Annotated in this window: 14 protein-coding genes; 3 read left to right on the top strand and 11 right to left on the bottom strand. The window is 38.9% G+C overall.

All coding sequences use genetic code 11. From position 1 onward, the window contains the following. Positions 1 to 571: Tn3 family transposase (locus CU633_RS21100; RefSeq protein ID WP_142383449.1), on the top strand; the 571-nt coding region annotated here is incomplete at its 5' end. Between the two features lie 86 nt (positions 572 to 657). On the opposite strand, the gene CU633_RS21095 is transcribed toward CU633_RS21100, so the two are convergent. Next, positions 658 to 1,044: a DUF3888 domain-containing protein gene (locus CU633_RS21095; RefSeq protein WP_101662529.1), complete on the bottom strand. Its 387-nt coding sequence runs from the start codon at positions 1,042 to 1,044 to the stop codon at positions 658 to 660. 498 nt (positions 1,045 to 1,542) lie between these two features. Between CU633_RS21095 and CU633_RS21090 the strand changes: the two genes are divergently transcribed. Together CU633_RS21090 and CU633_RS21085 are read left to right on the top strand one after the other, a co-directional pair. Beyond that, positions 1,543 to 2,112 carry a recombinase family protein gene (locus tag CU633_RS21090; RefSeq protein WP_101662528.1) on the top strand — a complete coding sequence of 190 codons (570 nt, stop codon included), beginning with the start codon at positions 1,543 to 1,545 and terminating at the stop codon, positions 2,110 to 2,112. A 287-nt stretch (positions 2,113 to 2,399) separates the two neighbouring features. Further along, positions 2,400 to 2,675 carry a YpbS family protein gene (locus tag CU633_RS21085; RefSeq protein ID WP_101662527.1) on the top strand — a complete coding sequence of 92 codons (276 nt, stop codon included), beginning with the start codon at positions 2,400 to 2,402 and terminating at the stop codon, positions 2,673 to 2,675. Positions 2,676 to 2,739: 64 nt separating this feature from the next. Here CU633_RS21085 and CU633_RS21080 read toward each other — a convergent pair whose 3' ends face one another. The 10 genes from CU633_RS21080 to CU633_RS21035 all read right to left on the bottom strand — a co-directional run bounded on the left by CU633_RS21080 (position 2,740) and on the right by CU633_RS21035 (position 10,259). Then, on the bottom strand, positions 2,740 to 3,054 hold the full coding sequence (locus CU633_RS21080; protein ID WP_101662526.1) for an MGMT family protein: 315 nt from the start codon (positions 3,052 to 3,054) through the stop codon (positions 2,740 to 2,742). Between the two features lie 162 nt (positions 3,055 to 3,216). Next, entirely contained in the window at positions 3,217 to 3,600 is a 384-nt protein-coding gene (locus CU633_RS21075; protein ID WP_101662525.1) for a VOC family protein, read from the bottom strand. Between the two features lie 134 nt (positions 3,601 to 3,734). Then, a complete protein-coding gene (locus tag CU633_RS21070) occupies positions 3,735 to 4,532 on the bottom strand; it encodes an endonuclease I family protein (RefSeq protein WP_101662524.1) in 798 nt (265 codons plus the stop codon). Beyond that, a complete protein-coding gene (locus CU633_RS21065) occupies positions 4,529 to 5,494 on the bottom strand; it encodes a S8 family peptidase (protein ID WP_101662523.1) in 966 nt (321 codons plus the stop codon). Before CU633_RS21065 ends, CU633_RS21070 begins: the two co-directional genes overlap by 4 nt. A gap of 158 nt (positions 5,495 to 5,652) precedes the next feature. Then, entirely contained in the window at positions 5,653 to 6,177 is a 525-nt protein-coding gene (locus CU633_RS21060; RefSeq protein WP_101662522.1) for a mismatch-specific DNA-glycosylase, read from the bottom strand. An 87-nt stretch (positions 6,178 to 6,264) separates the two neighbouring features. Then, positions 6,265 to 6,519: a hypothetical protein gene (locus CU633_RS23040; protein WP_180955063.1), complete on the bottom strand. Its 255-nt coding sequence runs from the start codon at positions 6,517 to 6,519 to the stop codon at positions 6,265 to 6,267. Between the two features lie 159 nt (positions 6,520 to 6,678). Further along, complete coding sequence (locus CU633_RS21050; protein ID WP_101662521.1) at positions 6,679 to 7,110, bottom strand: peptidylprolyl isomerase; 432 nt, start codon at positions 7,108 to 7,110, stop codon at positions 6,679 to 6,681. Between the two features lie 96 nt (positions 7,111 to 7,206). Beyond that, a complete protein-coding gene (locus CU633_RS21045; protein ID WP_101662520.1) occupies positions 7,207 to 7,734 on the bottom strand; it encodes an HD domain-containing protein in 528 nt (175 codons plus the stop codon). 129 nt (positions 7,735 to 7,863) lie between these two features. Further along, positions 7,864 to 8,055, bottom strand: coding sequence for a hypothetical protein (locus CU633_RS21040; protein WP_101662519.1), 192 nt, complete (start codon positions 8,053 to 8,055; stop codon positions 7,864 to 7,866). A 125-nt stretch (positions 8,056 to 8,180) separates the two neighbouring features. Next, positions 8,181 to 10,259 (bottom strand): transglycosylase domain-containing protein, encoded by a 2,079-nt coding sequence (locus CU633_RS21035; protein ID WP_101662518.1) that lies wholly within the window; start codon positions 10,257 to 10,259, stop codon positions 8,181 to 8,183. Between the last annotated feature and the right edge of the window lie 4 nt (positions 10,260 to 10,263).

The following is a 10,263-nucleotide window of genomic DNA, read 5'->3' as shown; positions in this document are numbered from 1 at the left end:
ATATCCTCACCTGCAACAGGCTTTAAGTAGACCGATTAACTGGGATCTTATTCGACAACAGTATGAACAAATCATTAAGTTTGCAACTGCTCTGCGGTTGGGGACTGCTTCTGCAGAATCCATATTAAAGCGATTTACAAGGGATACAAAACATCCAACCTATCAGGCTTTATGTGAATTAGGAAAAGCGATCAAAACGATCTTTTTATGTGATTATTTGCACTATGAAGAGATTCGCAGGGAGATCCATGAAGGATTAAATACAGTGGAACAATGGAACTCGGTAAATACCTATATTTTCTATGGAAAAAACAGTGAGATTCGTTCCAATTCGATAGAAGATCAGGAGGTGTCCGCCTTATCACTTCAATTGCTTCAAAATTGTTTAGTCTATATGAATACCTTAATGGTACAAGAAGTGCTTTATGACAACAATCAATTTTGGTTGAAGAAAATGACATCGGAAGATTTTAGAGGATTAACCCCTTTATTTTATCATCACGTTAATCCTTATGGAACTTTTGAACTCGATATGGATCAACGAATTCCTATTAAGTTGAAAGTATCATAGTTCTCAACATATTGTAAAAAAATCGGATACAGACTAAACTGTACCCGATTTTTTATTTACTTCGTAATAAAATAAAATTCCATATTTCAATGGCAATTAGTTATTTCGGTTGGATTTAACCTTTTGCTTTTAAAATCAATTGCCTGCCACTCTATGGATTTTTCATTACTAAAAGTGATTGTCACTAAATCATTGGGAGGATCGTGAGCACCTTCAAATGTAATTACCTGTACGGTGACATTAAATGAGTAATTGCCTTGTGGCAGCTTCTTAATTTCGATTATTTTACCACAATAATTTTGTTTAATTTCGCCATATTGCTTCTTCAATTCCTGTTGAATTGAGGGATAAAGCATAATGAAAATAAGGTCATCACGCAACTGCACATCATTTTTAGTTACGGTTTCAGCTTTAACGGGTGAATATGAGAAAAGAGTCAAGAAGATAATTAATATTAACAGGCTTTTTTTCATAAGTCATAAGAACCTCGCTTATTTTTACCTTATTTTCCCCATGACGATGTTTTTTATACTAAAGCATAAGGCTTTAAAAATAATTATTTCTTCATTTTGTTAACCTTTTGGATAGTCATGATTTTAAGTGAAAATTTGGTGTATGATAATTCAAATACTTTGAATAATTGTCAGATAATTTTTTTGTCATTAGTAAGGGGCGAAAACATAGGGATCCTATTCGGTAAAACATAACCAAGTAAGCTTATGAAAACCCTCCGATGAATTTTGTCTTTTTTTGATATCTTTTCAAAAATACCCCAAAACATTACTGTCATGTTAATATATACCATTACCAAAAACCAGTATTTTTGTAACGCCTTTTCATCTCCCTACTAACCTTGGATTTTATTAAGATTAGCCATTACCAAAAGTAGTTACCAAAAATATTACCAAATACCTTTACAATAATGACCCCTCTAGTAAAATAAAAATATACAAGTTTACTGGAGGTTAAAAATGATAATTGGTTATGCTCGAGTATCTACTGTTGACCAAAACTTAGATCGGCAAATTAACATTCTTACTGAATATGGATGCGAAAAAATAATAAAAGAGAAATTTACTGGTACGATTAAAGATCGAAAAGGACTTCACCAACTGTTTGATGTAATCAGACAAGGAGATTCAGTTGTAGTGGAAAGTATTTCACGTTTAGGGCGTAAAACATTGGATATCCTCAACATCATTCAGCAATTGGAAGAGATGGGGGTGCAATTCATTTCTTTAAAAGAAAATATGGATACAAGAACCTCTACGGGCAAAGCCATGTTCCAAATGATGTGCGTCATCGCTGAATTAGAAAGAAACCTTATTGCTGAGAGAGTAAAGGAAGGGCTTGATGCAAGTAAAAGGCGTGGAAAAACATTAGGGAGACCCAAATTGGATAAAGAAAAGCTTACTGTTGCGCTACGGATGTATGATAGTAATGAATATTCTATAAAGGAGATAGTCTCGGCAACTGGAATATCTCAAGGTTCCTTATATAGGGCGGTCAACAGAAGAAAGCTTGAAGAAATAAAAAAATAAGGTGCGTTTTATTATTTCTCCAAGTTTACTTTGCGGTCTACAGCAGGAACCCTGTCACTGAGCCTTTAACTTCGGACAATAAACTCATTATGTACAGTCAAAGTATAATAACATAGCATCGTTAATAAGCTTTTTAATAAAGGCTATGTGTAAGGAGTACATGAATTGGAACTTTCACAATGGAGGTGGTTTCGGCATATACAACTAACTTTAATAAAAACCTTAACGTGCCAGGGATAAGCTGATATTATATTGAACTAGGAGTAGAGATAATTAGGGGTGAAATCATGAGTGTACATGAAGCAATTACAAAGCATGTGAAAAAACAAAATAAAATGATTGACCAATTCCTGGCTTTAGATAAGCGGAGAGAAGAATATATTGAAGAAGCGATTGTATTGTGCAAACAAGGCAGTGAGTTTACGACAGATAAAATTAATCAAGTAACGGGCGAAATGAATGAGCTTTCGAAACAAGGAATTGTTCCGCCCCGCAAATATGTGACTGTAGAGATGGTAAAAGAATATGTGATGAAGTTGGCTCGGCGCGGTGATGAAGTTTAATTCCATTGGAGTTATGCCTGTCAATATGCCTATATACGTTGGGACGTTTAACCAGCTTAAACATTCATTCGATATCAGGATGAAACTGATATTGGACAAGGTCGATGCGGCGTTCGCGTGTGAAGGTTATCCCTTCGCTTTCAAGAGACAGCCTTTGAACCATGTAGTGTTCATCATCTTTTAAGCCAATTTCACCTTTGGAATTGATAACTCGATGCCACGGCAAGTTATATTTTTTGCTCATCGAATGCAGGATTCTCACTACTTGCCTGGCACCGCGAGGGCTTCCAGCCAACCGCGCAATTTGGCCGTAAGTCATAACTTTGCCCTCTGGTATGTTTTTTATTATTTCAATAGTTCTTTCGGTAAATATCCGCACTTTTCCAACCCTTTCTTCCAACCTTTTCGCTATGTATCATATTACTTAAAAGTAGTTATTATTGAAAGAAATACATATATTATTCTCAATAGAAAATGCCGCTGTTGAACTATATTTTATCTATGAAATTAAGCATTAGAGACAGTACTTTATATTAACCTTCTAACAAATCTTATTTGAAGTTAACCTTAAATAATATCCATCAGGATCTACTATGCGAAAATCCTTCATTCCCCAAGATTGAAGTGTCAGTGTGGATTCGACTGGATATTTTTTCTCTAAAACTCTTTTGAATAGCCGATCAATATCGTCAGTCACGATGATAAACTCCACGCCTTTGCCTTTTGGGTGAAGACCTCCCTTTCTTAAAAAGTGGTTTTTATTTAAAACTGAGTCCGGAGTTAACAGTAGTGCAAAATCGTTCTGTTTAATCATTGCCCCAGTTTCACTCTTATCAACGAATTCCAGACCTAGGATTTGTTCATAAAACTCAATGGATTTTTGCAGGTCTTCCACAAATAATTCTAAACGAAACTTTACTTTCAAAACCCCACTCCCCTTTTTAAAAATATTCAATAGTTTATCTTATTCTATTATGTATGCTGTAAGCTTAAATTCCAAATTTAGATCATTTTTATTCAGAAAAGAGCCGCCATAGTGTGTATGGCGACTCTTTTATATTAGAAGATCCTCTCAGCCCATTCTGGATAGTCAATAAACGGGTTTCTGTTTCCCTGCAGTTCATATATCGCTGCATTTCTGTGTTTTTCATAAATGCTGACCGGGAAGCTGTGATGCCAATCAAGCAAAAGGTTTACGTCGACTTTCTTCTGAATATTAACTTCTTCTTCGTACCTGATTAAAAAGTATAGAGTTGCCCTCGCAACAATTCCTTTGCCGTATTCCGGTTCAAAGCGCTCGTTCTCGGCCATTCCGCATCCTTCTCTAATTCCAAAAATCTGGCCTTCAGGTGAATAGGAAGGAAAGTCAAAGTACGGGAAATTACTTCTCATGCTGTTGCACGAAGGCTCGCAAGCAAAAAGATGGTGCAGGTCTCCTCTCATCGGCTCTCTTACATCAAACCATGATTGGGGAACAACATGCTCACAATTAAGAATATTTTGTCCGGATAAAACAGCCATACTGTTATTTTTTATCTGTTCAAGCAGCAGGATATCTTCTTCAATGGTTTTCAAAGCATCCATCTTTTTCCCTGAATACAAACTTTTCAATTCCCCATTTTCCTGCAAGTCGACCCATGGGTATACATAGCGGTGTGGGGAGTATGTTAGTTTTGTATGATGAGTTTTTATGATAAGCGCTTGGATATCTTTTTTTAACCGGTTATTTTCAGTGCTGATATCGCTGTAATAATCTTCTTTTAATTCTATATCATAATACTCATCGTAATAAGGCTGTTTTCTTTTTTCGATCAAGTGCGCTTTTGCGGCTTTCAGTGTTTGCATTAAATCGTTCATAACGATTTTAATACCTTTTCCTGAAATTCCTGATCAAACACTTTATTTAAATGCTCCAGGACGGTTAAATAGACTAGTCCATTTCCTTCAAGCTTGGGAGAATGTCCCAACGGCACAGTTCTTTTGATTAGCTGTGCGTACAGCTCTGGTTCTGAAAGCTTTCGTTCGAATGCTTTATTAGCTATATCTTTGATTAAAGCAAGTGCTCCCGCTGCGTGTGGAGCAGACATCGAAGTCCCGCTCAACGAAGCGTACTTTCCATCAAGATAGGTTGAAACAATTTTTTCACCTGGCGCGACTAAATCGATTTCGTTATGTGAATTTGTAAATTCCGACGAGCGCCGCTCCAAATTGATCGCCCCGATACTAATAACTTCATTGTAGCAACCGGGATAGGCAAATTCATCTGTCGAGTCGTTGCCGTCTCCTTCGTTTCCAGCGGCGCAGACCACAAGGATATTGTTTTCTACCGCTTTTTTGATGGCTTCATGCAGTTCGGGAGTATCATTTGGACCGCCAAGTGACATTGAGATGACATCTACCTTTTGCTCGATAGCATAATGTATGCCATTAATGATCCATTCATATTTTCCTGATCCATCTTTATTTAACACTTTTACGATAAGCAGGTTCGCTTCTGGAGCCACACCTATTACCCCGAACTCGTTTCCCTCAGCAGCAATTGTTCCGGCAACATGAGTGCCATGGCCGTTGTAATCCCGGTAAACATTCGGGTTACTGCCATCATCCGAAGTAAAGTTACGTCCGCCAATGATCCTCCCTTTCAGATCTGGATGGCTGATGTCGCAGCCTGTATCCAAAACGGCCACTGTCATCCCTTTTCCCTTCGTTTCTGCCCAAATCTTTGGCGCTTGGATCATTTGCACCCCTAAAGGAACCTCATTAACACTTTCAACCTGTTGTATCACCTGGTACGGAATTACACGGGCATAATGCTCCATTTCTTTCCCTCCCTTTGTGAGATAAAATTGAAGTCGGTTCTGGATGTTGGCTATATTTTAACAATTCTATCTAACTGGAAACAGTTGCAAATGGAGTGTTCTTTTAATTGTTTAATAGCTGAGTATGCTCCAAAAGTTGGATATTTTGTATGAAACTCTTATTTTCTTTGCTCTTTTATAGAAGAAAGCAAAGATAGTAAGTCGCGATATATATCGACTACTTCATCAATTTTCATTCGCACCAATCCGCTTGAAGAAGGTGCAACAAAATCGATTGTTCCATTCACCACAGATTGTTCCTGCCGCTTCCATTTAACATCTTTTTTTCCACTATACTCCTGATATACTCCTTTGCCGACAAAACAAACGATTTTTGGCTTGAAGTGCTGAATTTTTTCTTTTAGCTGCTGCTTGCCTTCTTTATATTCTTCTTTTGTGATTTCATCGGCCGCTTTGGTTGGCCTGGAAACAATATTTGTAAGGCCATAGCCAAGTTCCAAAAGCAGATAATCCTCCGTTGTGTGATATTTTCCCGGTGTTAATCCCGCCTCATATAAAATTTTCCAAAAACGATTATTAGGATTTGCATAATGGTGACCTATCTCGGCAGATCGAATGCTCGGATTAAACCCTACGAATACAATATCAAGATCTTCTTTTAAGTGATCAGGGATCGGTTCCATTGTTGACTCCTCCTCTTTTGATTTTTTGTAAACATTCATCTCCAAATCAGTAGCATTCTAAAAGTACAGTTCGAATTTTCAGTAATGTTATCCCTGTTCTTTCGGATATCTGAAACGCATAAATGGTTTCAATTTAAATATTTTCCGGGGACCACTATCATGCAGCGCATTACAAGGCTTTCCAGCTTGTGCAAATGAGCACAATGTAAAACTTGAGTTAAACTTCCGTGTTAGTTTCTTTGTGTAGTAGTCTTGTTTTAGATCTTCAACTTGTTCTAAACGTTTTTGAATAATAGGTAAAACCATTTTATCAAATGATGAAAGTAGTGTACCATTGTCCATGAATTAGTCCTTTATTTTGTATTTGGACAGGAACGCCTGACTTATTCATTAAAAGGGACTAACCTTCTCGATTACATCTCAGTTTTTCGTACTCAAATTAGATTCATAAGTGTGACAGATATAAAAAAGAGAGCATTTCTGCTCCCCTTTAATGGATTACTAAGATACTTTAATTGTTTTAATATCTGCGCCTTGTTTCATGTTAAGAGCATGCTCTAATCCTTCTGTTACTTTACCGAAAACAGTGTGAACTCCATTCAGATGCGGCTGGGGCTCGTGCACAATAAAGAATTGGCTGCCTCCTGTGTCTCTTCCAGCGTGAGCCATTGATAAAGCTCCTGCTACATGCTTGTGGGGATTACCTTCTGTCTCACACTTAATTGTGTAACCAGGACCGCCAGTTCCATTTTTGTTAGGGCATCCTCCTTGGCTTACGAATCCAGGGATCACTCTGTGAAAGTTTAGTCCATCATAAAAGCCCTCATTCGCTAGTTTTTCAAAGTTGGCCACTGTATTAGGAGCTTCCTCGGGGTATAGCTCAAAGCTAATCTTACCTCCATCTGCTAATTCTATGTATCCTGTTTTAGCCATATTAATCATCTCCTTATGTTTAAAAATCATAGATAATCATAACATTTTTAGTAAAAGAAATAAAAGCAGGATGCCCTTTAATAGAATATTCAATGATTATCCTGCATTCTCACCTGATATAGTGCCATCGATCATTTCATCGAGCCGCTGCAAGCTCCGCATCGCGCGATCGTGATCAATTTTACGGTAATGATGCACACCGCCAGGTTCTTCATCCTTTTCATCGGCGAGCTTAATTATAGTCTGTAACGGCGTTCTTACCACTTGACCGCCCGGCAAAAAGGAGTCAGTGTGAAAAAGAATCGCCAGGGCAATTTCTTTTGCCTTGATTGGGTTTTCCCCAAGCCGGATTAACAGCTTATGGGCACGTTCCGCTCCCTTAATCGCGTGAATGTCATTTTGCTTGTACAGATTATAGTCCCATTTGCCGTTCTTGTACCATGTATAATGGCCGATGTCATGAAGAAAACCGGCTTTTGCTGCAATATCTACGTCTTCACCATGCTCCTTCGCCAAGTGAAAAGCATGGTAAGAAACGGCAATCGCATGGGCCAGCCCTGATCTTGTTATATATTTTTGTGCAATTCGATGTTGAAATATATTTGTTAACGTCACATCGCGCATAGCATCACCTTATTATAGATTTCGAATGTATTTAAGAGATGAAAACAGGCCCAATGATGCTACAAATATAATTCCTTTTTCATAGCTAAATTAAACTTCGAAAATTCATCGTGTTTTACACGATGAAAATCAATAATTCCGTCTCGATTTTTGTTTGTTCATGATTTCGTATGATTTCTCAATTATATCTGTCAGGACATCACCTTTATAAATCCGGCCGATTTTTGTATTTTCCTGATAATAATCGACGATTTCATCCAATTTGTCCGCTGTTTCCTTAGTTACCCGCACATTGAGCTGAATTCTTTGATCGTTATCCATGATATGTTCGCTCTCCTATCTTTGTTATATCACCTGCTAGCAAAAAGCTAATTTTATTATAGCAATAATTATCCTGTTTTTTATAAAAAAAGTAAAAAAAGAGAACAGTCAAAACTGCTCCCCAATTAATTTCTAAGTTGATCCCACTTATCTCTTATTCTATCACCGAAATTTTCCAGATTATCAAGTCCTTCATTCAGCTTCTCTTTCCATTTTGGCATTTCTTCCTTGAGCTTGCCTTCAATTTTCTCAGCCTGCTCTTTTATCGTTTTTTGAAACTGCTCGGTATCAGTTGGTCCGTTCAGTTGTGTATTGATCGATTCAGTATTAAATTCACCAGGTTCAATGAATGGTTGAGAGCTTTCCATGATTGCCCGAAAGATGGGTACCACTGTATCGGAACTGCTGTTTGGCAAATAGTGTTCCCGGTCGGTTTGGTCATAACCGAGCCATACCGCACCAACCAGGGTTGGAGTGTAACCGACAAACCATTGATCTTTTGTCCCGCTAATATCAGCATATGGCAGCTGGGTAGAGCCTGTTTTTCCGGCAATTTGCAGACCAGGAATGTTTGTGCCTTTTCCGGTGCCTGTTTCAACGACATTCAGAAGCATCGAAGTCATTTGCTTGGCAACCGCTCTTGTTGTTACCCGTTCTGTTGTTGCTTTTCTTTTAGCAATGACATTTCCGGTTGGACCGACGATCTTTGTAATAAGATGTGCGTCTGTTCGTTTTCCGTTATTGGGAAAAACAGAATATGCTTCAGCCAACTGTAGCGGTGACACGCCTTTACGCATCCCGCCAAGCGCAATCCCCAAATATTTGTCCTCTTTTTCAACTGGAATTCCGAACCGCTTTAAGGAATCCATGCCTTTGTCAATTCCGATTTGGTCGAGGAGCCAAACAGCCGGTACATTAAGCGAATTCTCAACCGCTTTATACATTGGAACTTCTCCTTCGTACGTTTTTGAGAAATTCTCCGGTGTATAGGAACCAAAAGACATCGGCTCATCCTTCAGGATCGATGTAGGCAGGTAGCCTTCTTCAAGAGCCGGCGTATAGACGGCAAGCGGTTTTAGCGTTGAGCCTGGCTGTGCTTTAATATGGGTTGCCCGGTTAAAACCGCGGAAGACCGTTTCTCCCCGCCCGCCGACAAGCCCGCGTACTCCTCCGCTTTCCGGATCAAGCAACACCGCCCCGCTTTGAACAAGGGCATCTTTTTTACCTCGTGGAAAAAGGGAATTGCGTTCGTAAACGGTCTCAAGGCTCGATTGAAGATTCTGGTCCATTTCGGTATAGATCCGGTATCCGCGCGTTAATATTTCCTCCTGGGTGAGGCCGTATTTGTGAATCGCTTCGTCGAGGACAGCATCGATATAATATGGATATTCGCGTTCGATAAAGCTTCCGCCGCCATCTTCAAGCTGGATCTTTTCTTTTTTTGCACTTTTATACTCGTCTGCAGAGATTGCTCCGATTTCTTTCATTTTAGCCAGGACAACATCTCTTCGCTCGATGGCACGGTCGTAATTCTCGTAAGGGTTGTATGCCGAAGGAGCCTGAAGCAGGCCTGCAAGCAGCGCGGACTCACTGACCGTTACCTGATCGATCCCCTTGTTAAAATACTTTCTTGCCGCGTGGTCAATTCCCCAGGCGCCGCTCCCGAAGTAAACTTGATTCAAGTACATTTCGAGAATCTCGTCTTTTTTATAATTCTTTTCAATTTCAATTGCTAAAAATAACTCCTCAACTTTTCGCTTATATGATCTTTCAGGCGATAGCAGTGCGTTTTTCGTCAGCTGCTGGGTAATCGTGCTTCCCCCGCCAGTGATTCTGCCCGCCAGCAGATTACGAAAAAATGCCCTGGCGATCCCTTTTATATCAAATCCGTTATGTTCATAAAAACGCTCATCTTCAATGGCGATCACGGCATATTTCATATGCTCTGGCAGCTCTTCAATAGAGACTCCCTCGGTCCGATTTGTTGCCAGTTTGCTGGCGACATCGCCATCTTTATCGTAAATAATCGCCGATTGCTTTAAACCGTCCTTTAACGACTGGACATTTGCGGTGCTCGCCATAAAGGCAAAAAAGAGAATCGACAATAAAATAAATACCAGTAAAATTAACAATAAAATTTGCGTTAAATGTTTATTTTTCCAAAAACGAACAACCGCTTCCCAATAAGGCTGTAATTTTTCCATTTTG

This window comes from Bacillus sp. V3-13 (assembly GCF_002860165.1).
GTDB lineage: Bacteria > Bacillota > Bacilli > Bacillales > Cytobacillaceae > Bacillus_BJ.
Note: the sequence above shows the minus strand (reverse complement) of the source record. Positions and strands in the feature narration are given on the sequence as shown.

What these genes read in the sequence shown, in the direction of transcription:
- CU633_RS21095 (WP_101662529.1), bottom strand. Translation starts at nt 1,044, where the DNA reads ATGAAAAAAAGCCTGTTAATATTAATTATCTTCTTGACTCTTTTCTCA.
- CU633_RS21090 (WP_101662528.1), top strand. Translation starts at nt 1,543, where the DNA reads ATGATAATTGGTTATGCTCGAGTATCTACTGTTGACCAAAACTTAGAT.
- CU633_RS21085 (WP_101662527.1), top strand. Translation starts at nt 2,400, where the DNA reads ATGAGTGTACATGAAGCAATTACAAAGCATGTGAAAAAACAAAATAAA.
- CU633_RS21070 (WP_101662524.1), bottom strand. Translation starts at nt 4,532, where the DNA reads ATGAACGATTTAATGCAAACACTGAAAGCCGCAAAAGCGCACTTGATC.
- CU633_RS21065 (WP_101662523.1), bottom strand. Translation starts at nt 5,494, where the DNA reads ATGGAGCATTATGCCCGTGTAATTCCGTACCAGGTGATACAACAGGTT.
- CU633_RS21060 (WP_101662522.1), bottom strand. Translation starts at nt 6,177, where the DNA reads ATGGAACCGATCCCTGATCACTTAAAAGAAGATCTTGATATTGTATTC.
- CU633_RS23040 (WP_180955063.1), bottom strand. Translation starts at nt 6,519, where the DNA reads ATGGACAATGGTACACTACTTTCATCATTTGATAAAATGGTTTTACCT.
- CU633_RS21050 (WP_101662521.1), bottom strand. Translation starts at nt 7,110, where the DNA reads ATGGCTAAAACAGGATACATAGAATTAGCAGATGGAGGTAAGATTAGC.
- CU633_RS21045 (WP_101662520.1), bottom strand. Translation starts at nt 7,734, where the DNA reads ATGCGCGATGTGACGTTAACAAATATATTTCAACATCGAATTGCACAA.
- CU633_RS21040 (WP_101662519.1), bottom strand. Translation starts at nt 8,055, where the DNA reads ATGGATAACGATCAAAGAATTCAGCTCAATGTGCGGGTAACTAAGGAA.
- CU633_RS21035 (WP_101662518.1), bottom strand. Translation starts at nt 10,259, where the DNA reads ATGGAAAAATTACAGCCTTATTGGGAAGCGGTTGTTCGTTTTTGGAAA.